Origin of the sequence: Actinotalea sp. Marseille-Q4924 (assembly GCF_916618755.1) — a bacterium.
Classification (GTDB): Bacteria; Actinomycetota; Actinomycetes; order Actinomycetales; family Cellulomonadaceae; genus Actinotalea.
The window spans coordinates 814,295-839,526 of the sequence record NZ_CAKAKB010000001.1; the positions used below are offsets into that span (position 1 = coordinate 814,295).

Sequence of the window (25,232 nt, forward strand, 5' to 3'; positions counted from 1 at the left end):
AACCCGTCACGGCGAAGGTGCCCTCGAGGTGCTTGCGTACGGTGCGAGGCGTGATGCCCGACCGGGTGGCGATCCCCCTTCGGTCAGGTCCTCAAGCCCCTCGCCCGCGGGACGGAAGAGTGGTGCTCCTGACCGCCCCGAGGCGCCGGCGGTGCTCCGCCGTCGCGCCAGAGCCCGGTCGTCCCTCAGGGCGACCGGGCTCCGTGCGATCAGGGGCGACGCGCGTCCGTCAGTGCGCGGAGGGCGCGACCGTGGCGCGGTACTGCCGCCAGCCGCCGTGCTCGGTGATCTCCGGGTGCTGCTCGGCCAGCTCGCGCCGGTAGAGGATCCCGGGCACCAGCCGGCCGTCGGCCAGCTCGACGGCGCCCCGGTACAGCCCCGGCGGCTCGCCCTCGATGACCTTGAGCAGGACCTCCGCGGGCACCTGGTACAGCTCGCCCTGGATGGCGGCCCCCTCCTCGTCGTCGCCGACGCGGTACATCCCCGGGTGCACGTCGCCGATCGTGTGCACGCGGTAGCGCGGCGCCGTCGTCGTCTCCTCCACGAGCTCGGCCCCGGAGAGGTTGCCGTGCAGCTCGAGACCACGCATCAGCGTGCCGTTGACGAAGAGCAGCTCGTCGTCCAGCGCCTCGTCCTTCTCGTGCCGCAGCCGCCAGCCGAACGCGGCGAGCAGGGCGGCGAGGAAGAGGTAGCCGAGGGTGACGCCCGGTGAGGCGTTGACGCCGACCTCGACCGCGTTGATGAGACCGAAGAAGGACAGGACGGCGGCGATGCCGGCGGTGATGGCCGCGGCGTACAGCCGGCGGTCGATGACGAAGCAGGCGATCGCTCCGAGCAGGATGCCGACCAGCACCGCGCCCTGGCCCAGCAGCAGCAGGCCGTCGTAGACGACGCCGTTGGCGACCAGCGTCTCCGTGCCGACCTCCCCGGCGTTCGTCCCGGCGGCGGCGAGCGCGTTGTTGATGAGGCCGGTCGCCCACTCGGCGAGGCTGGGGATGATGGCCAGCACGATCGCCGGCGCGTACCGCCGGGCGTTGACGTTGAACGCCTGCGCCCCGATGACCAGACCGATGTACAGCAGGACCGGGACGAGGGCCTGCATCGGGAAGATCGCCAGGAACGTGCCGACCAGACCCGTGAAGCACACGACGGCGACGATGACGCCGGTGGCCAGGGAGTACCCGACCCGGCCGCCCACGGCCTTCCAGCCCGGGTGGCCGATGTACACCGCGGGCGGGAACGGCGAGCCGAGGAAGGAACCGACGACGGCGCCGAGGCCGTCCGCGGTCAGGACCTGACGGGTGGAGTACCGGTCACCGGCGGCGGCCGCCGACTCGACGTTCGTCATGCCCTCCGTGAAGTTGTAGATGCCGAGGGGGATGGCCGACGCGAGCAGAGGCGCGATGTCCTGCAGGCCTGTGACGACGTCCGTCGTCGGGAAGGGCAGGCGCAGGGCGAGGTCGCTGAGCGACTGGGCGACGGCGCTGGGCTCGAGGATTCCGGACCAGCCGGCCGCGACGGCGACCCAGGCGATGGCGGTCGAGACGATGACGGCGATGAGGCCGACCGGCGCGTCGAAGGGCATCCGGCGCCCGCCGAGCCACCCGACGAGGATGAAGCCGAAGGCCACCAGGGCGATCCAGGGCGCCTGCCACATCTGGGCGGCGGGACTCATGGAGATGAAGGTGATCGAGATGCCAGCGAGGGCGCCGAGCAGCGCGGCGCGCGGCGTCCAGCGCCGGATCCACGGTCCGAAGACGGCGCCGAGCAGGACGATGCAGCCGATGATGAACGCCCAGGCCAGGCCGGCGCGCCACGCGGCGATCGCGTCCTGCGTCTGCAGGTAGACCGGCAGCATGACGACGAAGACGACGATGAACGTGTGCGGCACGCTGGGGCCGTAGGGCAGGGCCGTCACGTCGGTGCGGTTCTCGCGGCGCGCCAGACGGCGGGCCAGGACGGCGTACCAGATGTTGCCCAGCGGGAGCGCGATGCCGAGAGCGGGCAGGATGCGGCCGTAGACCGTGTCGGACGGGATCTGCACGACGACCAGGCACAGGCCGGTCAGGACGATGACGTTGAGCAGGACGTTGGTGCCGAGGCCGAAGAGGCCGTTCCAGTCGCCCTTGGTCCACCACGCGAGGCGGACCTGCGGCCCCGTGGACCCGGTGGCGGCGGGTGCCGCCGGTGCTGCAGTGCTCACTGCCCGACCTCCTCGTCGGTGGTGGTCGCCGCGGCCGTGCCGGCCGTGGCGGTGGGGACGGCGTCGAGCAGGGCGTCGGACGTGCCGACCCACCCGACGATCCCGCCCTGGGCCGAGAACATGGCCAGGGCGGACTGGTGGAACTCCGGGAAGTACGACCCGGTGCAGTCGGCGAGGATCAGCGACTCGAAGCCGCGGTCGTTCGCCTCGCGGACGGTCGACTGGACGCAGACCTCCGTGGTGACGCCCGTGACGACGAGGCTGGTGATCCCGCGGGCCCGCAGGATGGTCTCGAGGTCGGTGGCGTAGAACGAGCCCTTCCCCGGCTTGTCGAGGACGACCTCGCCCTCGACCGGTGCGAGCTCCGGCACGATGCCGTGCCCGGCGGAGCCCCGGACCAGGAGGCGGCCCATCGGACCCTCCTCGCCGATGCGCAGGGTCGGGTTGCCCCGGTCCCGCTTGGCGGCGAACAGGTCGGTCAGGTCCGGGCGATGACCCTCGCGGGTGTGGATGACGGGCCACCCCTGCCTGCGGAACAGGTCGAGGACGCGGCCGGTGGGCTCGATCGTGCTGCGCAGCCGCGACACGTCGTTCCCGAGGGACTCCCCGAAACCGCCGGCCTCCATGAAGTCGCGCTGGAAGTCGATGCACAGCAGCGCGACGTGGTCGGGGTCGAACGCGAACGGGAAGGGATCGGCGGGCACGGTGATCATCGGTTCTCCTGGTGTCCTCATCGTGAGGCTCCTGCTGATGCGGCGGAACCCTGACGGTCCCGGACGGTGAGGTGCGTCCCGGCCCGGCCCTCCAGCGCGTCGCGCAGGCGGGGCAGGGACGTGATGACGGCGTGACGGCCGCCGCCGGTGACGAACTGCAGCGCGGACTCGACCTTCGGCCCCATCGACCCCGCCGGGAACTGCCCGGCGTCGAGGTGCGCACGCAGCTCCTCGGGGTCGACGTCGCGCAGGGCGCGCTGGTCGGGGGTGCCGAACCCGACGTAGACCTCGTCGACCCCGGTGACCAGCACCAGCGTCTCCACACCGGCGGACGCCGCGAGCAGCGCGGAGGCGCGGTCCTTGTCGATCACCGCGTCGACGCTGTGCCACGCGTCGTCCTGCCGGACGACCGGGATCCCGCCGCCGCCCGCGGCGATGACGACGGCGCCCGCGAGCATGAGCGAACGGATCTGCTCGGACTCGACGATGAGGCGCGGACGCGGGCTCGGGACGACGCGGCGGAACGTGCCGGGGGAGGTCTCGGTGACCGCCCAGCCCTCCTCGGCCTCGCGCAGGCGCGCCGTCTCGGCCGTCATGGTCGACCCGATGGGCTTGGTCGGCCGGGCGAACGCCGGGTCGTCGGCGTCCACCTCGGCGTGCGTGAGGACCGCGATCGCGCGCGCGGCGAGGCCCCGGCGCTCGAGCTCGGTGTTCATCGCGACCGCGAGGATGTGGCCGATGCCGCCCTGCGAGTCGGCGACCGCCAGCCACAGCGGCAGCTCCGGCAGGCCCTCCAGGGTCGCCTCGGGGGCCACGAGCTCGCCGCGGCGCAGGATGAACCCGACCTGCGGGCCGTTGCCGTGCGTGACCAGGATCGTCCAGCCGTCGGCGACGAGGTCGGCGACCTGCTCGGCGAAGTGGGCGGCCCGTTCCTGCTGCCTGACCACGGAGCCCGGCTCGCCGTCCAGCACGAGGGCGTTGCCGCCGATGGCGACCAGGGCGGTGCGGCTCATCGCCCGGCCCTCGCCTCGTGCAGCGCCCGGACCGCCAGGAGGAAGACCTCCGACGGGGCGGTGACGATGCCGGCGCCGATCTGGCCCACGCCGGCCTCCTTGTGCGCGATGCCGGTGTTGATCACCGGGAGCACGCCGGTGTCCAGCACCTTGAGGACGTCGATGCCGCTGGGCGTCCCGGCGAAGTTCAGCGGGGGCAGCGGGAACGCGGGGTGCGGCCCGGTCGTGATGCGCCGCATCGAGCGGGTGGTCTCCAGGGCGTCGTCGGGCGTGCCGCCGACGAACTGGGTGATCGCCGGGGAGGCGGCCATGGCGAACCCGCCGATGCCGAGCGTCTCGGTGATGGCGGAGTCGCCGAGGTCGGGGTTGGCGTCCTCGATCCCGTACCCGGGGAAGAACAGGCCGTCCGCCGGTCCGACCGGGGCGGTGAACCAGCGCTCGCCCGTGCCGGCGACCCGCAGCCCGAACTCCACGCCGTTGCGCGCCATCGCGGTGACGACCGTGGAGTGCTCCACGCCGACCGCCGCGTCCATGGCCAGCTTCGCGTTGGCCATGGAGAGGTTGAGCGCGAAGTGGTCGTTGCCCGCGAGGAACCGCAGGACCTCGACCCCTCGCGCCTCCTGGGCGATGAACGGCGCGAGCCTGCGGCTCAGCAGGCTGGTGGCGGCCATGTTGCGGTTGTGGCCCTCGTCGCCCATCGCCAGCGCCTGGCCGATGAGCGAGGTGACGTCGAGCGGTCCGGCGGCCTGGACGGCCGCGTCGAGCACCGGGCCGAGCACGTCGCGCATCCAGCGCAGCCGGTCGACGACCTCGGCGTCGAACGCCCCGAAGCGCAGCACCTTGCCGAGGCCCTCGTTGAGGGTGGCGTAGGCGCGGCGGTCGCCGTCCTCGACGACGAGGACAGGCATCGACGGGGCGATCACGCCCGCCATCGGGCCGACGGCGCCGTGGTGGTGGCAGGGGTCGATGGCGATCTGCCCGCTGTCGAGCAGGCGCTCCGCCTCCTCGGGGGTGTCGGCCCAGCCCTCGAAGAGGGTGGCCCCGACGAGCGCACCGCGGACGGGGCCGCACATCCGTGCCATCTCCAACGGCGGGCCGGCGTGCAGGAGGGTGCGACCCTCCCCGATGCCTGGGACGACGTCGCGCGCGGGGCGGACGCGGACGAGCTGGGGCCGCACCGCGTGGATGGCCGCCATGGCACGGCGGTTCGCCGCACGGGTGACGTCGTCGTCGAGGGCGACGGCGAGACGGGCCGCCTCGGCGTCGCCGAAGGCCGGCGGGCGCCAGTCGAGCTGGACGACGTCCTCGGGCGGGACGCCCTCGACGATGACGGGCAGCCCGACGTTGAGGACCCGGACACCTCCGGTGATCATGCGAGCTCCTTCCGGGTGGCGACGGCGACGGCCGTGCGGGCCGCCGCGGCGTTGGAGGGGTGGACGAGGACGCCGGCGCTCGCCAGGGTGCGGCGCGCGTGGGCGATGTCCTGGGGGTCGGCGTCCGTGCCGCAGACCGAGCCGAGGACCAGCAGGTCCCGGCCGTCCGCGCGGGCGACGGCCATGGCCTCGGCGACCGCTTCGGCCAGCGGGGTGGCAGGGTCCGTCGCGGCGCCGTACCCGAGGACCAGGTCCACGAGGAGGATGCCGATCTCCGGGCGGCCCCCGGCCTGGACGACCTGCTCGGAGCGGCCGGAGGGGTCGATCATCGGGTGGGGCCGGCCGGCCGTGTACTCGTCGTCGCCGAGGTCGAGGACCTCCGCGGGCACCCCCGCGTGCCGCAGGACGACCTTCGCCTCCGACGCCAGCGTGCCGCCCGTGTACAGGCCGAGCACGCCGCGCGCCGCCGGCAGCGCGGACGCGTCGGGGACGGCGACGTCCTCGCCGAGCTGCAGCGTGGCGCCCGCGAGCTCCGCGGCGGCGCGGGCTCCGCCCTCGAGCGTGCCGCGGACCGGTACGGCACCATCCCGGTCGTCCTCGCCGAGCAGGCACGCGACGGCGGGCTTCCCGAGGCCCGTCAGGCGCTCGAGCAGCCGCTCGGCGACCTCGGCCGCCGGTGGCTTCGACACGACGACGACGACCTGGGTCGCCTCGTCCTCGGCGAGCAGGTCGAGCGCGAGGTGCGTCATCGTGCCGCCGACGGCGGAGGACAGGTCGCGCCCGCCGACCCCGACCAGCTGGGACACGCCCGTGCCGGCGCGGTGCAGCAGGCACGACACCTCCTGCGCCCCGGTGCCGGAGGCGGCCACGATCCCCACCGGCCCACGGCGGACGGCGTTGGCGAACCCGAGCGGCACCCCCTCCAGGATCGCGGTGCCGCAGTCCGGCCCCATGAGCAGCAGGCGCTGCTCGGCGGCGAGGGCCTTGAGCCGCACCTCGTCCTCCAGCGGGACGTTGTCGGAGAAGCAGAAGACGTGCAGACCGGCACGCAGCGCCTGCTCCACGACGACCGGCGCGTACGTGCCGGGCGTCGAGACGGTCGCCACGGTCGCCCGGTCACCGACGGCGAGGCCTTCATGGATGGTCTGCGGCGCGGGGGCCTCGTGGGAGCTGCGTGCGGACTCGACGGCGGTCAGGCCGGCCTCGGCAGCGTCGAGCGCGGCTGCGACCGTCTCCTCGTCGACACCGCGGACGACGACGACGAGGTCGTCGGGCGCGGGCGCGAGGTCGTCCGGCCGCATGCCGGAGCGCTCGAGGATCGTGAGGTTGCCGGGCGTGCCCATGACGGCACCGACGCGCTCGACGCCGTCGCGCTTCTCGACCGTGGAGGCGAGGGCCATGAGAGTCACGGAGTCGCGGTAGAGGCGGGGGAAGACGCGCGCGGCCAGCGTCTCGGTCGTGGTCGTGCTCATGCACTCCTCCTGAGGGGGACGAAGGGGGACGGGGTCGCGGCGCGCGGGCGCAGGGCGCTGTGCGCGGGCGCGAGGGAGCCGGCGGCGACGCCGGCGGCGAGGTCCAGGCCCGAGGTGGCGCCCCACGTGCGGGCAGCGTCGACGGCGGTCGGGACGAGGCTGCGGTCGCCGACCGCCGCGAGCAGGTGGTGGACGCGCTCGGCGACCTCGCCCCGCAGGGCCGCGACGAGGTCGTGCCGGGAGACGCTGGTGGTGCGGTCCAGGAGGTGGGGGAGCGCCTGCCGCACGGGCGCCGCCGCCGAACGTGCGGCGCCGTCGGCCCGGCGGTCCAGTCCCGCGAGGACACCCACGACGACGTCGTCCCCGCTCGGGGTCGAGCCGGGGCCGACGCCGACGAGGCGCTCGAGGAGGTCATGCACCGCCGCGCCGTCGCCGGCAGCGGCGGCCCGGACCAGGGCACGGGCGCAGCGCCGGAGCGGGAACGGGTCCATGGGGCCGTGGTCGGGGCGGGCTGGACGGGCGCTCGCGCCGTCGCCGACCGTCCGGCTCAACGCTGCGTCCGCGAGAGCGCGAGCGGCGACGACGTCGACGGCGCCGGGCCGGACGGAGAGGTCCGTCGCCGCGGTCGCAGCGAGGACCCCCTGCCACGAGCGCAGGTCCAGCACGGCACGCTGCCGCGCCGCGGTGGCGAGGGCGGCGAACTCCCGGTCGTCGGGGAGGCACCACCCGCCGGGGACGAGGCCGTGGGCCGACGAGGTCACGGGGAGGAGGTCGCCCGTGGTGGTCCGCAGGAGGACGGCGGACTGTCCGACATGGACGGTGGTGAGTGCGGCCACCAGCGCTGCGCCGGGCATGGGCGACGCCACGCGGAGAGCGCGAGGGCTGTCGATCTGCTGCGTCGCCATACTGGGACCGTACGGACGGTCAGGGTTCCCGCGCTGCGTCCGGATCGGACCGCGTTCGGCGAGGTGATCGTCCGAAAGGGACAAGGGAGGACCTGCGTGGCGATGGTGACGGTGCGCGAGATCATGACGCTCGCGCCGCTGCACGGGACCTACGTCCTGGCTGGTGCCTCAGGGCTGGACCGGGTGGTCACCGGCGTCAACGTCATGGAGGTGCCGGACATCGAGGAGTACGTCAAGGAGGGCGAGCTCCTCCTGACGACCGCGTACCCCGTCCGGGACCGGCCGGAGCGCCTCGTCGAGCTCCTCCCCGTGCTGCGCGCCCGGGGGTTGGCCGGTCTGGCCATCAAGCCGCTCCGCTACCTCGAGCGACTGCCGGACCGCCTCGCGCAGCAGGCGGACGCCCTGGGTTTCCCCGTGCTGATCGTCCCCGACGGCACCTCGTTCAACGAGGTGATCGGGTCCGTCCTCGCGGTCGTCCTCGCCGAGTACGGCGCGGAACCCGCGCGCACGGAGGCCATCCGGGAACGCCTCACCGGCATCGCGCTGTCCGGCGGCGGCCTGGAGGAGATCGCCCGGACGCTCGCCGGCGCGCTGGACCGCTCCGTGACCATCGTCGACGACGACGCCGTCGTCCTGGGTGGCCGGCCTCGCGCCACCGTCGAGGTCGGGCCTCCGGACGCCGACCACGGGCGCTGGGAGTTCCCCATCACCGTCGCCGGGGTCCCGCGCGGCCGTGTGCTCGTCGGCGGTGAGGAGGAACCGACCCTCGGGCAGCGGCGCCTCATCCGGCAGGCGTGCTTCGCCGCCGGCATGCACATCGCCCAGGCGCTCGCGAGCATCGAGCTGGACCGGCGCCTCGGCGTCGTCTTCCTCGAGGAGCTCGTCACCGGGACGCGCCTGGACGCCGCCGCCCTGCGTCGCCGGGCCCGCCTGTTCGGCTGGGACCTGGACGGCGGCACCACCGTGCTGGTCGCCGCCTGCACCACCGAACCGCTCGAGGCCGGGCTGCAGGCGACGGCTCGGCGGGTTCTCGGTCCACGAGCGGTGGCGTGGCTGCGTGGTACCCAGGTGATCGCGCTGGCGCCGACCGCGGCGGCGGGCACGACGGGGACCACCCGGGAGGAGGCTCTCGCGCGGGCGCTCGAGGCCACGGGCGCCGGTCGGACGGTCGTCGCGTCCGGGGCGCCCGCGCGGGAGCTGACCGACCTGCCGGCGGGGCACGCGACCGCGCAGGAGGCGCTCCGGATCGCCCACGTCACCCACCGCACGGCCGTGCGGTACCCAGACCTCGCCTTCGAGCGGCTCGTCCTCAGCCTGCCGCGCGCCGAGCTGGAGGCGTTCGTCGAGGACCAGATCGGGCCCCTGGTCCGTCACGACGAGCAGGCCGACGGCGAGCTGTGCCGCACGCTCGAGGAGGTGCTCGGGCTGGGCAACGCGGCGGAGGCCGCACGCCGTCTGTTCGTGCACTACAACACGATGAAGCACCGGCTCCAGCGGATCGGCGACCTGCTCGGGGCCGACCTGCGAGAACCGCGCACGCGCCTGGCCCTCGCGCTCGCGCTGGAGGCGCGGCGTCTGGTCGCTGCCGCACGCTGACGCTCGCGGTCGACGGTCGGCGAACCTCGGTTGGTGTCCGCGGAAGCCGGGCGACGTCCCGTCGCGGATCATCGTGACACTTGACATCTGATCAAATGTCAGACGATGCTGACAGTGAACGTGATGGCGGTCACCCGCCGCCAAGCAGGAGCCCAGTCCAACCGGCTGGTGCCGGTCAGTGCCGACCGGTCTGCCGGTTCGTCGACGAACCAGCGAGAGGTGTGCAGTGAACACACGGAAGAACGCAGCGATCTCCTCCCTCGTCATGGCGGGTGCCCTGGTGCTCGCGGCGTGCGGGGCCGGCGGCGACGCCGATCCGGCGCCCGGAGCGGCGGAGGAGGACCAGACGGAGGACGCAGCAGGCGACGCGCCGACGTCCGAGGAGACGGAGGAGGCCGTCGAGTACGAGCCCGCCTCGGTCACCTACCTGACATCGTTCAGCACGTTCGGCCGCGACGCCTACGCCTACGTCGCCCAGGAGAAGGGCTTCTTCGAGGAGGTCAACCTCGACGTGACGATCGAGCCGGGCACGGGATCGGTGGACGTCATGAAGCTCATCGCCGGCGGCCAGGCCGAATTCGGCGCCGCCGACTTCTCCGCCACAGTCGTGACGGTCGCCAACGAGCAGCTCCCGGTCACCACCGTCGGCGTGACCCACCAGCGTTCGCTGGCGGCGATCGTCTCCCTCGACGGGTACGGCATCTCCGAGCCGACGGACCTGGAGGGGAAGAAGATCGGCGATCAGCCCGGGTCGACGAACCAGGTCATCTTCCCGACCTACGCGGAGGCGGCCGGCATCGACGCCGGTGCCGTCGAGTTCGTGCCGTCCGCGCCGCCCTCCCTGCCGCAGCTGCTCGTGAGCAACCAGGTGGACGCGATCGGCCAGTTCGTGGTCGGCGAGCCGCTCATCGCCGCCGCCGCGCAGGGCAAGGGGGTCGTGGTGCTCCCCTACGGCGACGTGCTCCCCGATCTCTACGGCAACGTGATCCTCACCTCCGACGAGCTCGCGGAGTCCGACCCCGAGCTGGTCGAGCGCTTCATCGGGGCGCTGATGAAGGGCCTGGAGTACTCGATCGAGAACCCCGAGGAGACCGGCGAGATCCTGCAGAAGGCGCAGCCGACGCAGAACGCCGACGTCGCCGCGGCGGAGGTGGAGATCATGGCCGAGTACGTCCGGGGTGACGCCGAGACGATCGGGTCCATCGAGCCGGAGCGCGTCGAGAAGATCATCGAGATCATGGCGGACGCGTTGACCGGCGACGTGACGCCCGAGGACCTCGTCTCGTTCGACCTGGTGCCCGGCTCGTGACCGGCGACATGATCACGGTGGCCGGCGTCTCCCAGGTCTTCGAGACGGCCCGCGGCCAGGTGCACGCGCTCGAGGACATCGACCTCACGGTGCGGGAGAACGAGTTCGTCACACTCGTCGGGCGGTCCGGGTGCGGCAAGTCGACCCTGCTGCGGATCATCTCGGGGCTCATCGCGCCGACGGAGGGCGCGGTCCACGTCGGGGATGAGGTGGTCACCCGTCCGCGGCGGGACGTCAGTGTCATGTTCCAGCGCCCCGCCCTGCTCCCCTGGCGGAACGTCCTGAAGAACGTCCTGCTGCCGCTCGAGATGCTGGGACTGGACAAGCGGCAGTACCTGGACCGTGCCCACGGGTTGCTCGAGCTCGCCGGGATGGCCGGCTTCGAGGAGAAGCTGCCCCACGAGCTGTCCGGCGGCATGCAGCAGCGCGTCTCCTTGGTCCGCTCCCTCATCCAGCAGCCCAAGGTGCTGCTCATGGACGAGCCGTTCTCCGCCCTCGACGCCCTGACGCGTGAGGAGCTCTCCGTGGAGCTCCAGCGGATCGTCGCCGAGGAGAGCACGACCATCGTCTTCGTGACGCACTCCATCGACGAGGCCGTTCTCCTCGCCGACCGGGTCGTGGTCCTGAGCCCGCGTCCGGGCCGGCTGCAGAAGATCGTCGACGTCCCGATCCCGCGCCCCCGGACCCTCGGCCGCAACGCGCACGCTGACCAGGTCTCGCACATCAGCGCGGAGCTGCACGACCTCCTCCAGCCCGGGCCGAGGGCGGCGGCGTGACGGCGCTCGGCACCCGGCGGCGCAGCACCGCCCACCCCCCCGTCAGCGACACCGATCAGAAGGAGGCCACGATGGTGGCACCGGTGACCGAAGCGGTCGCACCTTCGCTGCGGCGCAGCCGTCGCGGCACCGGCCGCGCCCGCGCGATCGGGCTGCCCGTCCTGGCGCTGGTGATCATCATCGTGCTGTGGTGGGCCGCGACGAGAGTGCTCGCGATCCCGTCGTACCTCGTGCCCGGGCCGGACCTGGTCGTCGCGAAGCTCGCGGAGTTCGCCGGCTACCTGAGCACGCAGACCCTGGTGACCCTCAGGGAGACGGTGATCGGGTTCGCCCTGGCGATCCTCATCGGCGTCCCGGTCGCGATGGCCATCGCCCGGTTCAGGACCCTCGAGCAGATGCTCTACCCGCTGCTCCTCGCGGTGAACGCGGTCCCCAAGGTGGCGATCGCGCCGATCCTCGTCGTGTGGATGGGCTTCGGCCTGACCCCGAAGGTCGTCATGGTCGTCCTGCTCTGCTTCTTCCCGATCGTGCTGTCGACGGTCGCCGGCCTGCGTTCCACCCCGGCCGAGCTCGTCGAGCTGTCGCGTTCGCTCGACGCGGGCGAGCTCAAGGAGTTCGTCAAGGTCAGGTTCCCGTGGGCGCTGCCCCAGATCTTCGTCGGGCTCAAGACGGCGATCTCGCTCGCCGTCATCGGCGCGGTGATCGCGGAGTTCGTGGGGTCGTCCGCCGGCCTCGGCTACGTCATCGTCCAGTCCGGCGCCAGCGCGGACACCGCCTTGGCCTTCGCGGCCATCTCCCTGCTGGCCCTCATCAGCATCGTCCTCTTCTACGCGATCGAGCTCGTCGAGAAGCTGCTGCTGCCGTGGGCGGAGGAGAACCGGTGAACGGCTCGAACGGCGGTCCGACGATGTTCCAGCTCTCCCCGGAGAACAGCCAGGGCGTGCAGCGCACGCTGGCCGAGCAGGTCGCCAGCGAGCTTCACCGCCTCATCCTCCGCGGCGTGCTCCCGGCAGGGTCCCACCTGAGGATCCAGGAGCTCGCGGAGCGCTTCGACACGAGCTCGATGCCCGTGCGGGAGGCGCTGCGCAAGCTCGCCGCCCTCGGACTGGTCGACCTCGTCCCGCATCGGGGTGCCCGGGTACGGGAGCTGTCGGTGGACGACCTCGAGGATACGTACCGCGCCCGTCTGGCCCTGGAGACCCTTGTCGTCGCGGAGGCGGCGGCGACGTTCACCGAGGAGCAGGCGGCCATGGCCCAGGAGGCGCTGGCGCGGCACGAGACGCACCTCGCGCGCGGCGAGAACGACGAGGCACGCCGGGCGCACACCGAGTTCCACTTCCTGCTGTACCAGGCCGCCGGCTCGAAGTGGCTGCTGCGTGCGATCGAGCCGGGCTGGCAGAACAGCGAGCGCTACCGGTTCTCCCACCAGCACGAGGACGCCTACAGCGACCGGAGCCACGAGGAGCACGTCGAGCTGCTCAACGCCTGCCGCGCCCGCGACCCGCGCCGGGCGGAGGAGGCCATGCGGGTCCACCTCGAAGGGGCGATGAGCCGGATGCGCGCGGCCATGACCGAGAGCGGGGCAGAGCGGTGAGCGCCGAGACGCAGGTCGTGGTCGCCGAGCGATGGCTCTCCGAGTCGGTACGACGCGTCTTCGAGGCGGAGGGCTTCAGCCCCGCCGCGGCGGGCCGTGTCGCCGACGTGCTCGTGGGCGCGGACCTGGCCGGCGTGACGTCGCACGGGACGATGCTCGTCCCCATGTACGTCGACCGGCTCCGGACCGGCTCGGTGTCACGTCGCGAGGAGGGCGAGGTCGTGCACCGGCACGGTGCTGTGGCGGTCCTCGACGCCCACCACGCGCTGGGGCAGCTCACGGGTCACCAGGCGATGGCGCTGGCGATCGAGTCCGCAGGCGAGCACGGGCTGGGCATGACGGTCGTGCGCCACGCGTTCCACTTCGGCCGCGCCTCCTCGTACGCGGAGCAGGCCGCTGCCGCCGGCTGCATCGGCATCGCGATGTCGAACACCCGGCCGCTCATGCCCGCCCCGGGCGGCGCCGAGCCCGTCGTGGGGAACAACCCTCTGGCGATCGTCGCCCCCACGCCGGCCGGTCCGGTGGCTCTGGACATGGCCCTGTCGGAAGCGGCCCTGGGCAAGATCCGCCTGGCTGAGGCGGCGGGCACGCCGATCCCGGAGACCTGGGCCACGGACGCTGCCGGCAACCCGACCACGGACGCCGCCGAGGCCGTCGCCGGCATGCTCCTGCCGACCGGTGGGCCCAAGGGCTTCGGCCTCGCCCTCATGGTCGACGTGCTCACCGGCGTCCTGTCCGGCGGTGCATCGGGCGCGGGCGTCCGCGGCCTGTACGCGGACATGTCCGTACCGAACGACTGCGCCCACATGTTCCTCGCGATCCACGTCGGGCACTTCGGCGACGCCGCGGGGTTCGACCAGCGGGTCGGAGCTCTCATGGACTTCGTCGTCGGCTCCCGCCCTCGGGACGGCGTCCCCTCGGTGGTGCTCCCGGGGCAGCGCGAGAGCGAGCGGGCGCAGCAGCAGCGAGCCGAGGGCGTCGTGCTGCCACGTGCGGTGCTGGAGGCCCTGCGGGCGACGGCGGACGAGGTGGGGGCCTCGCTGCCGGAGGGGGCGGCGGCATGAGGGCGACGTTCGACGCGACGGGCGACGTCGTCGTCGTCACCGGGGGAGGAGCGGGCATCGGGGCCGCCCTGGCCTCTGCGGTCGCCCAGGCGGGTGGGACAGCGGTCGTCCTCGACGTCGCGCCGGGACCGGCACGGGACGGCGTCGACGCGGTCGAGGTGGACGTGGCCGACCGGGACGCCGTGCTCGCCGCGGTGGGCGACGTCGTTGAGCGCCACGGTGCCGTGACGGGGCTGGTGGCCGGCGCCGCGGTCCAGCCGCGTACCGCGGTGGCGGACATGGACCCCGAGGAGTGGCACCGCGTCCGCGCGGTCAATCTCGACGGGGTCGTCTGGGCCTGTCAGGCGGTCCTGCCCAGCATGATCGCCCGGCGGGACGGGTCCATCGTCCTCTTCAGCTCGGGCCTTGCCCACATGGGACGTGCCGAGGCGTCGGCCTACGCCGCGACCAAGGGCGCGATGGTGCCGTTCGCCAAGTCCCTGGCTGCCGAGGTCCTCGACCACCGCGTCCGGGTCAACGTCCTGTTCCCCGGCGTGGTCGACACCGACCAGTTCCGCCGCGCGAACCCGGGCAGCGAGCGCGAGCACTGGCTGCGCTCGACCGGGATCGGCACGCCCGACGACGTCGTCGGGCCGCTCCTCTACCTCTTGTCCGGGGCCGCGACCATGACCGGCTCGACGCTCTCCCGCGACCGCGCGTTCCCCAAGGAGTGACGGTGACCGTCAGCACGCCCCTTCAGCACGTCGCCAGCGCGACGTCCGACCTGCCGGTGGTCGTCGTCGGCGCCGGGCCCGTCGGACTGGTCACGGCGCTCGGTCTCGTCCACCACGGCGTGCCCGTCGTCGTGCTCGAGGAGGACGACCGGCTCTCCCTGGACACCAAGGCGGGGACCGTGCTCACCCGGACGCTGGAGGTGCTGGACCGCTACGAGGCGTCGGCGCCAGTGCTGGCGGCGTCGCTGCGGATCGACGAGATCGGCGAGATCGACCGTCCCACGGGACGGGCCGGGATGAGTGTCAGGACCCACGTCCTGACCGAGGAGACCCGGTTCCCGTTCGTCGTCAACATCCCGCAGAACTCCTTCGAGGCGGTGCTGGAGGACGCGCTCAAGCAGCGGTCCCCGCAGGTGCTGCACATGCAGCACCGCGTCACCGGCTTCACGCAGCACCCGGACCACGTGACGCTGTCGATCAGCACGCCCGAGGGCGAGCGGACGATGGACGCGCGCTACGTGCTGGGCTGCGACGGCGGCCGCTCTCCGTTGCGGACGGCCCTCGGCATCACCGTGGAGGGCCGCACGCTCGAGGAGCGGTACATGCTCGTCGACCTCAAGGCCGACCTGGACGTCGACAACCCGCGGGACTACCCCTACCTGGCCTACTTCGCCGACCCGCAGGAGTGGATGATCCTCGTCCGCCAGCCGCACTGCTGGCGGTTCCTCTTCCCGCTCAAGGAAGGGGCGCCCGAGCCGGGTCCGGACGAGCTGCGCGACAAGGCCCTGCACTTCATCGGCGACGTGCGCGACGTCGAGGTGCTCGGCTCCAACATCTACGCGGTCCACCAGCGGGTGGCGAACCGCTGGGCCGACGGCCGGATCTTCCTCATGGGCGACGCCGCGCACCTCATCACGCCGATGTGGGCCCTCGGTCTCAACACCGGCGTGCTCGACGCCTCCAACCTGCCGTGGCGGCTCGCGTGGGTGGTGCGGGGCTGGGGCTCACCGGCACTCCTGGACGCCTACGAGAACGAGCAGTCCAGCGTGGCGATCAAGGGCTCCGGGCAGATGGCAGAGGCGGCCCGACAGGCCATGGGGTCCGGCGGTGCGCCGGCTGTCGCGGCCGACCAGGCCGACTGGGGCTGGGCGATGACCCGCACGCTCCTCGGGGTCCGGCTCGACGTGGAGGGCACGGGCGAGTGGACGATGGTGCAGACCGGCGACGAGCCGGGTGCCGTGCGCGCCGGGGACCGCGCGCCCGACCTGCCGCTCTTCGACCCGGCCGGGGGGCGTACCCACCTGCACGAGCTGGTGCGTGACAGCTTCGTCGCGCTCCACTTCACCGACTCCCGTCGTCGGCCCGCGCTGCCGGACGACACCCTGCCGGGCCTGCGGCACGTCGTCGTCAGCCGATGGGACGCACCGCACGACTCGGGCCTGCGGGACCGGTCGTTCTTCGACCCCGGCGACCGTGTGCGTCGCCGCCTCGGGCTCGAGGAGGACGCCGTCGTCCTGCTCCGCCCGGACGCCCACGTGGCTGCGGTGCTGCCGTGGCCCACCGAGGGGTTGAAAGCGGCGGACGTGTACCGCCGCATCACCCACCCCGACGCCGACCAGGAGGACTGAAGGATGCAAGGAGACGTCGTCGCTGCGCCGGACGGGACCGAGGTGGTCCTCGTCGGCGTCGGCAGCTCGGTCGTGCTCGACAGCCCGCGGGTGCGGGTCTGGGACGTGCACCTGCCGCCGCACGGGCGCCACCCCTGGCACCTCCACCACAACCCGTACGTCGTCCTCTCGATCGACGGGTCGACGGGCCGGATGGACTGGCTCGACGGCAGCGAGCCGCGGCACATCCGCGAGTACACCGGTGGCGCGGTCTTCCGCCCGGTCTCGCCGGTGCACCGGCTCACCGAGACGGGCGGCAAGCGCTACCGGAACCGGCTGGTCGAGCTGAAGGACCTCGGCGAGAACCTCGCCGAGGTGGTGGACGTCGGCCGCGGCGCCCAGAGCGAGGAGGGCGTGCTGCCGGACGGCACGGCGCCCCTGCCCGACGGACGCCGGCCCGTGCTGCGCACCGACTACGTCACCGTCTGGACGGTCAGCGCAGACCCCGGCACCGAGCAGAAGCTCGACCTCGACCACGTGCCGCACGTCGTGGCCCGCATCGACGCGGACCTGGAGGACGACGAGCTCGCGGAGTCCGTCACCGAGCACCCCGGTGGACCGCTGACGCTCGAGAACACCGATGAGGAGCCGCGGACGTGGTTCGTCGTCGCGCTGGACTACCTGGAGGACCGATGAGCGCCGGCCTGGAGACCGCCTACGACGCAGACGCGCCCCTTGTCCCTCGGCCCCCCCGGCCCGAGGCGGTCGGTGACGCCGAATGGATCGCAAACCTGTCCGAGCCGGCGCGCTACGGCGGCGAGGGCCCGGACCGCTCGCGCGAGGAGCGTGCGACGACGTCCGACGGCGCGGCGGCGCACCGGTTCCGCGAGATCCTCCTCGAGACCCAGGATCTGCAGTGGGTGGACAAGACCCTCGCCGGACTCAGCCACAAGACCCTGTGGCGCAACGAGGACACCGGCGCCTCCATCACCCTCGTCCGCTTCATGGCGGGCAGCGGGATCCCGGACCGCCACTCGCACGCGTCGAACCAGTTCATGTTCTGCCTGTCCGGCCGGTACACCTATCTCCCCACCGCGGTCACCCTGACGGCGGGCTCCTTCTACTGGAACCCTCGGGGCTCGCTCCACGGGCCGACGCTCGCGGAGGAGGAGACGGTGCTGCTCGAGGTCTACGACGGCCCGCACTACCCGACCCAGCCGAGCTGGTACACGAACCCGGACGACGCGCGCTGACCCGCGCCACCACGCCCAGGGGAGACACCTCCCCGCACCGAGCGCGCCCAGCGGGTGCGCACGAGACTCAGGAGACACACCATGACCGTCCACGAGATCCGCAGCGACCGCCTTGCCGTCCCCAACGGCCACTTCTCCCAGGCCACTTGGACGCCGGCGGCGGGGCGACTGGTGTTCATCTCGGGCATGACGGCTCGCAACAAGGAGGGCGGGGTCACGGGCGTCGGCGACGTCAGTGCGCAGACCCACCAGGTCTGCCAGAACCTCCAGGCGGCTGTGGAGGAGGCGGGCGGCACGCTCGCGGACATCGCGCGGCTCGACGTGTACGTGCGCAACATGGAGGACTTCGGCGCCATCCATGCCGTGCGCGAGCAGTACTTCACCGGGGTCGCGCCCGCCTCGACGATGGTCGAGGTCTCCAAGTTCGTGAACAAGGACTACCTCATCGAGATCAATGCCATCGCCGTGCTGGAGGGGCAGCCGTGAGGATCGGCCGCGCGCGCGTGGACCAGGGGACGCGCACCGTGGTCGTCCTGGGTGACGGTGGTCCCGGTGCGGAGGCGGCCGTCCTCCCCGACGGTGCGCCCACCCCGGACGACGTCGTCCGGGAGCCGTCCGCCCGGGGGGTCGTCGAGGGCCTCGTGATCGCCGCGCCGCGCGCAGCGGTGGAGGACCTTCCGCTGCTCCTCCCGCTGAGCCGGTTCAATCGCGACATCCTCTGCACCGGGTGGAACTACTGGGACCACTTCGAGGAGTCGGCGGGCAAGCGGGAGGGCCAGGACCCCGCGGAGCGGCCCAGTCACCCGACGTTCTTCACCAAGGGCCCGCTCACAGCGATCGGTCCCCGCGACCCCATAGCGTTCGACCCGCACCTGTCGGCGAAGTGGGACTACGAGGCCGAGGTGGCGCTCGTCATCGGCCGTGCCGGACGGTCGATCCCCGAGGACCGTGCGTTCGACCACGTCGCGGGCTACCTGGTGGCGAACGACGTCTCGCAGCGTGACCTCCAGCGGGCACACGGGGGGCAGTGGCTCAAGGGCAAGAGCATCGACGGCACCATGCCGCTCGGTCCCTGGGTCACGACGGCCGACGACGTGCCGGACGTGCAGGACCTCCAGATCCGGTTCGAGCTCAACGGGCACGAGCTGCAGTCCGCGCGGACCCGGCAGATGGCGTTCAGCGTCGCCCAGATCGTCGCCGAGCTCAGCGCCGGGATGACGCTCCTCCCGGGCGACGTCGTCCTCACCGGTACCCCGAGCGGGATCGGCAACGCGCGGGAACCGCAGGTCTTCCTGGCGGAGGGGGACGAGCTCGTCACACGCGTCGAGGGACTCGGCGAGCTCCGCAACACCATGGTGCTGACGGACCTCGCCGGGTACTCGCCGCGCGCCGATCACCGCTGACCCAGGAGGACCCGTGCGAACGGACGTGCACACGCACCTCGTCCCGCCCATCCCGGCCGCCGTCCTCGCCTCCGTGGGCCTGGATGCCCGCGACGGCGCGGTCGCGGCCGGGGACCACGTCGTCGGCCCCCGCGACCTCTACCGCCCGGAACGGCTCGTGGAGTGGCTGCGGGGCGCAGGCCTCGACCGGGCACTGGTGTCCGTGCCGCCACCGCTGTACCGCCAGCACGACGATCCTCGGGTGGCGGCAGCATGGGTGCGCGCGGTCAACGACGCGCTCCTGGACGTGACGGCGGCGCACGAGGCACTCGTCCCGCTGGGACACCTTCCGCTCGAGCACCCCGCTGTGGCCCTGGCCGAGGCCGAGCGGTTGATGAGCGACGGCTGGGCAGGTCTGTCCGGCTGCGCGGGTGGGCGTTCCGTATCGCTCGCCGACGACGCCTTCGAGCCGCTGTGGACGCTGCTCACCACGAGGGACCGCCCGCTCCTCCTCCATCCCGGTGCGACGCCCGACATGCGGATGCGCGACTTCTACCTGGAGAACCTCCTCGGGAACCCCGTCGAGACGGGGCTCGCCGTGGCGCAGCTCCTGCTCGGCGGTGTGCTCGACCGGCACCCGAGTCTGCGGATCGGCCTGGTCCACTGCGGCGGAGTTGCTCCTGCACTCGTCGGTCGGTGGCAGCGCGGGGTCGACACCGCCCGGCCGGGCATCGATCGCCCGTCCGCCGACCTCGCCTCGGAGGCCCGACGCCTCTGGGTGGACGCCCTCGCTCACGACCCGTCCGCGGTGGACCTTGCGATCGCCGTCGTGGGGGAGGAGCACGTCCTCGTGGGCAGTGACTGGCCGTTCCCCATGGGCAGCGCCGACCCGATCGGTCTCGTCTCGCACCGTGGGCCCGACGCCGTGCGACGCATGAGCACGGACAACGCGGCCCGTTTCCTCGGAGAGGACGCACCGAAGCGGGATGGGTGACCGGAGCCCCGAGCACGCCCGTCCACGCCTGTGGCGGCATGGCGTCAGCCCTGCGATGGTGGGTGAGCGGGCTCGGCATCTCGGCGACCCGTCGAGGTGGCTCGCCAGGACTGGAGTGATCATGAGCGGGTACAAGGTCGCGTACTTCGTCGGCAGCCTCTCGTCCACCTCGATCAACCGCACGCTGAGCCGTGCGCTGATCAAGCTGGCCCCGGACGACCTCGAGTTCACCGAGGTCCCGATCGGCAACCTGCCGCTCTACAGCCCGGACTTCGACAGCAGCTACCCGCCGGAGGCCCAGGCGCTCAAGGACGCGCTCGCCGCCTCCGACGCGGTCCTCTTCGTGACGCCGGAGTACAACCGGTCGATCCCCGGAGCGCTGAAGAACGCCATCGACTGGGCCTCGCGCCCGTGGGGACAGAACTCCTTCGACCACATGCCCGCCGCGGTCATCGGCGCCTCGATCGGACAGATCGGGACCGCCGTCGCGCAGCAGAGCCTGCGAGGTGTGCTGAGCTTCTGCAACGCTCGGCAGATGACTGCGCCGGAGGCCTATATCTACTTCCGGCCGGAGGTCTACGACGAGTCCGGTGAGGTCACCGACGAGGAGACCGCCGGGTTCCTGCGCACCTTCATGGAGGAGTTCCGGATCCACGTCGAGCGCGTCCTGACGGTGATCCCTCGGACCTGAGCACGGGGACGCACCGCCCCGCGTCTCCCCGGCGAGCCGGCTCTCGTCGGCTCAGGATGCCGGGTGCACCCCGTGGGCGGGCGCGCGGACGTGCCGGCGCAGCGCGTCCACCATGCTGTGGTCGTACGTGTGGCGGGACAGCACGGCCAATGCGCCGGCGAGGACGACGTTGGGCAGGGTCCACAGTCCCAGCGGGGTGATGACGAGCAGGAACGCGGCGCCGGCGAGCAGTCCGAGCCGCGCCGCACCGCGCCGACCGAGCATCAGGACGCCGACGGCGATCTCGCCGGCCCCGGCGAGGATGCCGACCGCTGCGGGAGCTGCGGCGACCACGTTCTCGAAGAACCAGGCGTAGGCCGGCAGCAGCGGGTCGTTCACCCCGAGACCGACGAACTGCTCGGGTGCTGCGACGCTCAGCACCCAGTTGACGCCGACGCCCATGACGATGAAGAACACGCCGACGACGTACCTCGTCCCCTGGGGACGGATGAGCGCTGCCGCGAGCACGAGGAGGCAGAGCACGAGCCAGGGCACCAGCTGCGACATGAGAGCTCCCGAGGCGGTCGGTGCCTCCCAGCGTGGCCGCGGCCGGCGCGCCGTCGCGAGGGCCGAATGTCCCGGGAGTCGCTCGACGTCCCGACGTCGCCGAGCCGGCGGACGTCTGTCGGCCCCCGAAGCCGGACGGGACGAGCATGCCTCCGGTTAGGGTCGATCGACACACCTGCGGAAGGGACTGCCATGCCCACGATCGCGATCATCGGCGCAGGACCTGGCCTGGGCGCCGCGGTGGCTCGGAGGTTCGGTGCCGAGGGGTTCTCGGTCGCACTGATCTCGCGGGACCAGGCGAAGCTCGACGAGATGGCGGCCGGGCTGCAGGACGCCGGCCTCGTCGCGCGCGGGTACGCGGCCGACGTCCGGGACCCGGCGGCCCTCGAGACCGCGCTCCGGCGCGCCGCGGACGAGCTGGGCCCGATCTCCGTGCTGCAGTACAGCCCGCTGCCGGCGCGGGAGTACCTCAAGCCGGTGCTCGACCTGACGCCCGAGCTGGCCCTGGACGCGCTGCAGTTCTCGGCGCTGGGGCTGATCCACGCCGTGCGCTCGGTGCTGCCGGCGATGCGGACGGCGGGGGAGGGCACCATCGTCCTCGTCAACGGCGGGACCTCGGTGAAGGCGCGCAGCGACTTCGCCGGCACCTCGGTCGCGTTCCCTGCCGAGAGTGCGTACGGCGAGATGCTCCACGACGCGCTGGACGGCGAGGGCATCCGCGTCGGTCAGCTCGTCATCCCGGGTGCCATCCCGAAGCTGAGGCTCGAGCGCGGGCTCGACGACGTCGCGGAGCGCATCTGGCGGATCCACACCACCCGCGGGCCGTTCCGGGAGATGCTCATCCCGCTGGACGAGGGCCGGGAGTAGTCCGGGGGGCTCGGGGTCGGCGGGCAGGGCGGCGTCCTACGTCCCGCGCAGCTCCAGGCGGTCGTGGCTCTCGCGCACCAGCGCACCGCCGCCCGCGCCGACCCGCAGGGCGACGGAGCCGCGCAGGTAACCCAGCGTGGTCACGGCGAGGCCGAGGACCAGGGCGGCGGCGCCCTGGAGGTGACGGGACCGCGCACTGTGGGCCGGCCGCACCGCGGCGGTGAGCTCCCGGATCAGCCCCGAGGGGATCACTCGGGACGCGTAGCGTCGCTCGGTGTCCAGAGCCTGCTCCTGCCCCTGCAGGACGGCGACAGCGGCCTTGGACAGGCCCTCGGCGAAGCACCGGCGCCGCAGGTAGGCCCACGTCAGCCGGTCCACGCTCACGCTGTGGTGGACGACGGCGCGTGGCTCGAAGACGATCGAGTGGCCCGGGTACGCGTTGCGTGCCCGGATGCACAGCTCCGTCTCCTCACAGCCCAGGGGAGTCCGGCCCACGCGTCCCAGGCTCTCCGCGAACCCGCCGACGCGGGCGAGCACGGACCGGCGGAACGACATGTTGCAGCCCATGAGGTTCCGCACGGGGGCCGCGGCCTCGGGCTGCCCCCGGTACGTGCACCCCACCACCCAGTCCAGCTCGCCGCGGGTCGCCCCCGGCGGGCACGGCAGGGTGACGGGTCGGCCCTGCCCCGGCGGCCACTCGGGCACGGCGGAGCCTCCCACCGCCAGGACGGCGTCGTCGTCGTAGTGCGCCAGCAGGCGGCCGAGCCAGCCCGGCTCGGCTGCGGCGTCGTCGTCGAGAAACACCACGACGTCGCTGGACACCGCGAGCAGTGCGGTGTTCCTGGCGCCGGACAGCCCCTTCCTCCGCGAGTTCTCCACGACCTCCAGCACCGGCAGGCCCGGCCGCAGCTCCTCCATCGCACGACGCCAGAGGTCGGGGTTGTGGTCGACGACCAGCAGGAGCTCGTCAGGTGCCGGCTCCTGGGTCGCGGCCGTCCGGAGGGCTGCGGACATCTCGTCCCACCGGTCGTTCGTGTACGCGCAGACCACGACCGCCGCAGTCATCCTGCTCGGCACCATCGCTCCTCCTGGGCAAGACGTCCCGTGGCAGTCCCCGACCGTGTCCGCCACGACGCGGAGCGACAGCGTTCACCCTGCGGCTCGGGCACAGGAGAGCTCGACCGTCCTGCTCCGTCCGATTACAGGGACACCGAGGAGCGATGACAAGGCCCATGAGGGTGACGATCAGCCGCGGCTCACCGCGATCAGGGCGACGGGAGCTCGCTCACGTTCGGCGCGCCGGCTGCTCAGAGCGGAGTGCGCTGCCGCCTCCGCTGGCGACCGGTATGCCACTCGTAGTCGAGGTCTGACTGGATACGGCGCGTGGCGCCCGCGGCGGTGAGGCCGAAGCGCGGTCGGGGGAGCGCTGCTGAGGACGCGCGCCAACCGAGCGCGAGCCGCTCCACCGTGATCACCGGTCGGCCTGTCGAGGCCTCGACAGTAGGTCCCCTGCTCACAGCACCTCCCGGGCGCTCCTCGTGACCTGTCGGACGTCGCGGACACCTGCCGCGCGGAGCGGAGAACCTCGCCCGCCGCGCGCAGTTTGCTCTCGAACGGTACAGCGCTCCGGGCAGCGTCGCCCGCGGACACGCGCATGGGCCAAGCGAGTGATGTCTGATGTGCCCCTTGTGTCCGAGTTGTCCGGATACATACCATGACAAGATCCTGTCGCTCCGCACCGGGGTGACGTCGGCAATGGCGCCAGTGCTCGGGGGTACTCCGATGGTCCGTGCGTGTGGGAATGTGCTGAAATCGGTTTCCGTGGTGATTCCTACACGGAACGAGAGTCGCAACATCGGCTGGGTCCTGGACAGGCTTCCTGACTTCATCGACGAAGTCATCCTCGTCGACGGCGGCTCGGTGGACGACACGGTGGAGGTCGCGCTGCGTCATCGGCCCGACATCATCGTGGCTCACCAGGCGCGCCGCGGGAAGGGCAACGCGCTCGCTCGAGGCTTCGAGCTCGCGACCAGCGACCTCATCGTGATGATCGACGCGGACGGGTCGATGGCGCCCGCGGAGATCGAGGCCTTCGTGGACGCGCTGCTCGCGGGCGCCGACTACGCGAAGGGGTCGCGATTCACCGCCGGTGGCGGGAGTGACGACATCACCGTGCTGCGACGGGCCGGCAACAGGTTCCTCAACGGACTGACCAACGCCCTTTTCGGGAGCGACTACTCCGATCTGTGCTACGGCTACAACGCCTTCTCGCGGGAGTGTGTAGCGGCATTCGCCCTCCCGGATGCGACGACCCCCGGAGAGGCCGTCTGGGGCGACGGCTTCGAGATCGAGACGATGATCAACATTCGGGTGGTCCTGGCAGGTGCCCGGGTCGTCGAGGTCCCGTCCTACGAGGCCGAGCGTCGGTTCGGCGAGAGCAACCTCAACACGTTCCGTGACGGTGTACGGGTGCTGCGGACGATCTTCGACGAGCGGTTCGGCCCGCAGCGGGCAGGCTCGCTCCGGCCCGTCCCGCAGCCGGCCGCCACGCAGCCGTCCATGCTGGACCTCGCCCCGCCGTTCGCGTCGATGCCGACGCCCGAACCGGCATAGCCCCACCGCAGGCCCGCGTCGCTGCCGCGCCAGACGGCGCGGCTCGAGAGACCCCCGTCGGTCCAGGCAGCAGCTCCCCAGGGAGCTCGCCTCGACCGACGGGGGTCTTCCGCGTGCGCCCTCGGCGAGGCCCCTGCTTGGCGCTCGCCGGCGCCTTCCCCGCTCCGCTCCGCACGACGTCCAGCCGGCACCCCCGTCCTGCCCGCCACCCTCCCTCCTGTCCGCCAGTCGCACCGTGCGAGAAGGACGGGAGGTGGCGGACCGGACGAGGGGCGTGGGTGTGAGCCGCGTCAGCCGCCCGGGTCCCAGGAGGGTGTCCCCGCGGGCCGTCGTCGGACTGCGGCGGCCCCCCGCGGCAGCGGTACCAGGAGGCCGCCAACCAGGGCGCGGAGGGTCAGCCCGACTGCCGCCAGCCACCGCCCCGGTGCGGCGGGGCGCAGCAGGCCGAGGAGCAGCTGCACGCCGCCTGATCCGCCACTCTGCGTCCGATCCGCATGCTGTGCCATGCGGGTCGGACGCAGAGTGGCGACTTGGACGGGTGTGGGGGC

24 protein-coding genes are annotated in these 25,232 nt (G+C 72.7%); 16 read left to right on the forward strand and 8 right to left on the reverse strand.

Going from position 1 to position 25,232, the window contains the following annotated elements; all coding sequences use genetic code 11:
- Window positions 1-229: 229 nt before the first annotated feature.
- The 6 genes from LG379_RS03900 to LG379_RS03925 are packed head-to-tail and all read right to left on the reverse strand — an operon-like array spanning window position 230 to window position 7,679.
- Complete coding sequence (locus tag LG379_RS03900) at window positions 230-2,203, reverse strand: gamma-glutamylcyclotransferase (protein ID WP_225753232.1); 1,974 nt, start codon at window positions 2,201-2,203, stop codon at window positions 230-232.
- Window positions 2,200-2,916 (reverse strand): cysteine hydrolase family protein, encoded by a 717-nt coding sequence (locus tag LG379_RS03905; protein ID WP_225753233.1) that lies wholly within the window; start codon window positions 2,914-2,916, stop codon window positions 2,200-2,202. Before LG379_RS03905 ends, LG379_RS03900 begins: the two co-directional genes overlap by 4 nt.
- A 17-nt stretch (window positions 2,917-2,933) precedes the next feature.
- Window positions 2,934-3,929 (reverse strand): carbamate kinase, encoded by a 996-nt coding sequence (locus LG379_RS03910; protein WP_225753234.1) that lies wholly within the window; start codon window positions 3,927-3,929, stop codon window positions 2,934-2,936.
- The gene (locus tag LG379_RS03915; RefSeq protein WP_225753235.1) at window positions 3,926-5,302 is read right to left on the reverse strand and encodes a DUF1116 domain-containing protein; all 1,377 of its coding nucleotides are present in this window, start codon (window positions 5,300-5,302) and stop codon (window positions 3,926-3,928) included. The genes LG379_RS03910 and LG379_RS03915 overlap by 4 nt, the downstream gene beginning before the upstream one ends.
- Window positions 5,299-6,774 (reverse strand): acyl-CoA synthetase FdrA, encoded by a 1,476-nt coding sequence (gene fdrA, locus LG379_RS03920; protein ID WP_225753236.1) that lies wholly within the window; start codon window positions 6,772-6,774, stop codon window positions 5,299-5,301. Before fdrA ends, LG379_RS03915 begins: the two co-directional genes overlap by 4 nt.
- Window positions 6,771-7,679, reverse strand: a complete 909-nt coding sequence (locus tag LG379_RS03925; protein ID WP_225753237.1) for a DUF2877 domain-containing protein — start codon at window positions 7,677-7,679, stop codon at window positions 6,771-6,773. The genes fdrA and LG379_RS03925 overlap by 4 nt, the downstream gene beginning before the upstream one ends.
- Before the next feature lie 102 nt (window positions 7,680-7,781).
- Here LG379_RS03925 and LG379_RS03930 point away from each other — a divergent pair, with 102 nt between their 5' ends.
- The 14 genes from LG379_RS03930 to LG379_RS03995 all read left to right on the forward strand — a co-directional run bounded on the left by LG379_RS03930 (window position 7,782) and on the right by LG379_RS03995 (window position 20,658).
- A complete protein-coding gene (locus tag LG379_RS03930) occupies window positions 7,782-9,275 on the forward strand; it encodes a PucR family transcriptional regulator ligand-binding domain-containing protein (RefSeq protein ID WP_225753358.1) in 1,494 nt (497 codons plus the stop codon).
- 226 nt (window positions 9,276-9,501) lie between these two features.
- Complete coding sequence (locus LG379_RS03935; RefSeq protein WP_225753238.1) at window positions 9,502-10,584, forward strand: ABC transporter substrate-binding protein; 1,083 nt, start codon at window positions 9,502-9,504, stop codon at window positions 10,582-10,584.
- Complete coding sequence (locus LG379_RS03940) at window positions 10,581-11,360, forward strand: ABC transporter ATP-binding protein (protein ID WP_225753239.1); 780 nt, start codon at window positions 10,581-10,583, stop codon at window positions 11,358-11,360. The genes LG379_RS03935 and LG379_RS03940 overlap by 4 nt, the downstream gene beginning before the upstream one ends.
- Window positions 11,361-11,431: 71 nt before the next feature.
- Entirely contained in the window at window positions 11,432-12,244 is an 813-nt protein-coding gene (locus tag LG379_RS03945) for an ABC transporter permease (protein WP_225753240.1), read from the forward strand.
- Window positions 12,241-12,954 (forward strand): GntR family transcriptional regulator, encoded by a 714-nt coding sequence (locus LG379_RS03950; protein ID WP_225753241.1) that lies wholly within the window; start codon window positions 12,241-12,243, stop codon window positions 12,952-12,954. Before LG379_RS03945 ends, LG379_RS03950 begins: the two co-directional genes overlap by 4 nt.
- Window positions 12,951-14,018 (forward strand): Ldh family oxidoreductase, encoded by a 1,068-nt coding sequence (locus LG379_RS03955; RefSeq protein WP_225753242.1) that lies wholly within the window; start codon window positions 12,951-12,953, stop codon window positions 14,016-14,018. The genes LG379_RS03950 and LG379_RS03955 overlap by 4 nt, the downstream gene beginning before the upstream one ends.
- A complete protein-coding gene (locus LG379_RS03960; RefSeq protein ID WP_225753243.1) occupies window positions 14,015-14,731 on the forward strand; it encodes an SDR family NAD(P)-dependent oxidoreductase in 717 nt (238 codons plus the stop codon). The genes LG379_RS03955 and LG379_RS03960 overlap by 4 nt, the downstream gene beginning before the upstream one ends.
- Window positions 14,732-14,733: 2 nt before the next feature.
- Window positions 14,734-16,359 (forward strand): FAD-dependent monooxygenase, encoded by a 1,626-nt coding sequence (locus LG379_RS03965; protein WP_225753244.1) that lies wholly within the window; start codon window positions 14,734-14,736, stop codon window positions 16,357-16,359.
- Between the two features lie 3 nt (window positions 16,360-16,362).
- Window positions 16,363-17,034, forward strand: a complete 672-nt coding sequence (locus LG379_RS03970) for a hypothetical protein (RefSeq protein ID WP_225753245.1) — start codon at window positions 16,363-16,365, stop codon at window positions 17,032-17,034.
- Window positions 17,031-17,591 (forward strand): cupin domain-containing protein, encoded by a 561-nt coding sequence (locus LG379_RS03975; RefSeq protein WP_225753246.1) that lies wholly within the window; start codon window positions 17,031-17,033, stop codon window positions 17,589-17,591. Before LG379_RS03970 ends, LG379_RS03975 begins: the two co-directional genes overlap by 4 nt.
- An 81-nt stretch (window positions 17,592-17,672) precedes the next feature.
- Complete coding sequence (locus tag LG379_RS03980; RefSeq protein ID WP_225753247.1) at window positions 17,673-18,077, forward strand: RidA family protein; 405 nt, start codon at window positions 17,673-17,675, stop codon at window positions 18,075-18,077.
- Complete coding sequence (locus tag LG379_RS03985; protein WP_225753248.1) at window positions 18,074-18,994, forward strand: fumarylacetoacetate hydrolase family protein; 921 nt, start codon at window positions 18,074-18,076, stop codon at window positions 18,992-18,994. Before LG379_RS03980 ends, LG379_RS03985 begins: the two co-directional genes overlap by 4 nt.
- Window positions 18,995-19,007: 13 nt before the next feature.
- Entirely contained in the window at window positions 19,008-19,967 is a 960-nt protein-coding gene (locus LG379_RS03990; RefSeq protein ID WP_225753249.1) for an amidohydrolase family protein, read from the forward strand.
- Window positions 19,968-20,088: 121 nt separating this feature from the next.
- Window positions 20,089-20,658: an NADPH-dependent FMN reductase gene (locus LG379_RS03995; protein ID WP_225753250.1), complete on the forward strand. Its 570-nt coding sequence runs from the start codon at window positions 20,089-20,091 to the stop codon at window positions 20,656-20,658.
- 51 nt (window positions 20,659-20,709) lie between these two features.
- Here the strand turns inward: LG379_RS03995 and LG379_RS04000 are convergent, their stop codons facing one another.
- Window positions 20,710-21,204, reverse strand: a complete 495-nt coding sequence (locus tag LG379_RS04000; RefSeq protein ID WP_225753251.1) for a hypothetical protein — start codon at window positions 21,202-21,204, stop codon at window positions 20,710-20,712.
- Between the two features lie 192 nt (window positions 21,205-21,396).
- Between LG379_RS04000 and LG379_RS04005 the strand changes: the two genes are divergently transcribed.
- Window positions 21,397-22,071 (forward strand): SDR family oxidoreductase, encoded by a 675-nt coding sequence (locus LG379_RS04005; protein ID WP_225753252.1) that lies wholly within the window; start codon window positions 21,397-21,399, stop codon window positions 22,069-22,071.
- 36 nt (window positions 22,072-22,107) lie between these two features.
- Here LG379_RS04005 and LG379_RS04010 read toward each other — a convergent pair whose 3' ends face one another.
- Window positions 22,108-23,151, reverse strand: coding sequence for a glycosyltransferase family 2 protein (locus tag LG379_RS04010; protein ID WP_225753253.1), 1,044 nt, complete (start codon window positions 23,149-23,151; stop codon window positions 22,108-22,110).
- Window positions 23,152-23,826: 675 nt separating this feature from the next.
- Here LG379_RS04010 and LG379_RS04015 point away from each other — a divergent pair.
- A complete protein-coding gene (locus tag LG379_RS04015) occupies window positions 23,827-24,684 on the forward strand; it encodes a glycosyltransferase family 2 protein (protein ID WP_225753254.1) in 858 nt (285 codons plus the stop codon).
- Window positions 24,685-25,232 lie beyond the last annotated feature (548 nt).

Excerpts from the sequence above, each read along its gene's own strand:
- LG379_RS03930 (WP_225753358.1), top strand. The coding sequence starts at position 7,782 with ATGGTGACGGTGCGCGAGATCATGACGCTCGCGCCGCTGCACGGGACC.
- LG379_RS03960 (WP_225753243.1), top strand. The coding sequence starts at position 14,015 with ATGAGGGCGACGTTCGACGCGACGGGCGACGTCGTCGTCGTCACCGGG.
- LG379_RS03925 (WP_225753237.1), bottom strand. The coding sequence starts at position 7,679 with ATGGCGACGCAGCAGATCGACAGCCCTCGCGCTCTCCGCGTGGCGTCG.
- LG379_RS03905 (WP_225753233.1), bottom strand. The coding sequence starts at position 2,916 with ATGATCACCGTGCCCGCCGATCCCTTCCCGTTCGCGTTCGACCCCGAC.
- LG379_RS03915 (WP_225753235.1), bottom strand. The coding sequence starts at position 5,302 with ATGATCACCGGAGGTGTCCGGGTCCTCAACGTCGGGCTGCCCGTCATC.
- LG379_RS04010 (WP_225753253.1), bottom strand. The coding sequence starts at position 23,151 with ATGGTGCCGAGCAGGATGACTGCGGCGGTCGTGGTCTGCGCGTACACG.
- LG379_RS03910 (WP_225753234.1), bottom strand. The coding sequence starts at position 3,929 with ATGAGCCGCACCGCCCTGGTCGCCATCGGCGGCAACGCCCTCGTGCTG.
- fdrA (WP_225753236.1), bottom strand. The coding sequence starts at position 6,774 with ATGAGCACGACCACGACCGAGACGCTGGCCGCGCGCGTCTTCCCCCGC.
- LG379_RS03945 (WP_225753240.1), top strand. The coding sequence starts at position 11,432 with ATGGTGGCACCGGTGACCGAAGCGGTCGCACCTTCGCTGCGGCGCAGC.
- LG379_RS04005 (WP_225753252.1), top strand. The coding sequence starts at position 21,397 with ATGCCCACGATCGCGATCATCGGCGCAGGACCTGGCCTGGGCGCCGCG.
- LG379_RS03980 (WP_225753247.1), top strand. The coding sequence starts at position 17,673 with ATGACCGTCCACGAGATCCGCAGCGACCGCCTTGCCGTCCCCAACGGC.
- LG379_RS03975 (WP_225753246.1), top strand. The coding sequence starts at position 17,031 with ATGAGCGCCGGCCTGGAGACCGCCTACGACGCAGACGCGCCCCTTGTC.
- LG379_RS04000 (WP_225753251.1), bottom strand. The coding sequence starts at position 21,204 with ATGTCGCAGCTGGTGCCCTGGCTCGTGCTCTGCCTCCTCGTGCTCGCG.
- LG379_RS03970 (WP_225753245.1), top strand. The coding sequence starts at position 16,363 with ATGCAAGGAGACGTCGTCGCTGCGCCGGACGGGACCGAGGTGGTCCTC.
- LG379_RS03995 (WP_225753250.1), top strand. The coding sequence starts at position 20,089 with ATGAGCGGGTACAAGGTCGCGTACTTCGTCGGCAGCCTCTCGTCCACC.
- LG379_RS04015 (WP_225753254.1), top strand. The coding sequence starts at position 23,827 with ATGGCGCCAGTGCTCGGGGGTACTCCGATGGTCCGTGCGTGTGGGAAT.